At 41.1% G+C, this 698-nt stretch carries 1 protein-coding gene and 1 pseudogene; one reads left to right on the top strand and one right to left on the bottom strand.

Translation table 11 applies throughout. The annotated features are described in order from the left end of the window. Nucleotides 1-183 (top strand): integrase core domain-containing protein (locus DC53_RS0120800; RefSeq protein ID WP_033032026.1); only part of this gene is annotated, 183 nt, incomplete at its 5' end. A gap of 276 nt (nucleotides 184-459) precedes the next feature. Here DC53_RS0120800 and DC53_RS22435 read toward each other — a convergent pair. Continuing rightward, a pseudogene (locus DC53_RS22435) lies at nucleotides 460-698 on the bottom strand (IS91 family transposase); the annotation flags it as partial.

Below are 698 nucleotides of genomic sequence, written 5' to 3'. Positions count from 1 at the left end.
AACCCGCAACAAAATGCTTATGTAGAGCGGTTTAATCGCACGGTTAGGTATGACTGGCTAAGTCATTATATCTACAGTGATATTAGTGAGTTACAAGATAAAGCAACCGATTGGTTATGGACTTATAATAATGAACGCCCTAACACTTTAGTATTTATGCGACACGCAGTTTGTGTTGCATAATCGCTTGTTGGACTGAGGCGCTACCTGCTCGGTGTGTCAGAGTTGGTGTTGTTTATGCTATGGGAATTTGCTTTTTAGAGGCTCTAGCTAAATCAGCTAATTTAATAAGCTTACCTATTATAATTTAAGCTTTCCCTGCATTGCTCAGCGTTTATTATCTATTCATTAAACCGAATGTTTAACCGTTAAGCAAGGATATTTTTCGCTCGCACAGCCGCTATTAGCCTGAGCAATTAAGCAGGTTAACTTATTAATTTGATGCAGCAAGCAAGGCTGCTAACTCGTTCGCGCTATTTTATTTGTCGCCTCATCTAAATTCATCACACCAATAAATCGTAAGGTACCCGTCTTGCATGCCTGGCAAGGCCAATGGGGTATTAATCGTTCTTGCTCTACCTTCTGCTTCACCGCTTTGCATGGGGTTGCTGATACTTGAGCCTTTATTAACCCTAACTTTCGCTTGCGACACGCATTAGCTAAAAATCCATAGTGGCGAATGCGCATAAACCCTTTGG

The organism is Pseudoalteromonas fuliginea (genome assembly GCF_000690055.1).
Lineage (GTDB): Bacteria > Pseudomonadota > Gammaproteobacteria > Enterobacterales > Alteromonadaceae > Pseudoalteromonas > Pseudoalteromonas fuliginea.
Note: the sequence above shows the minus strand (reverse complement) of the source record. Positions and strands in the feature narration are given on the sequence as shown.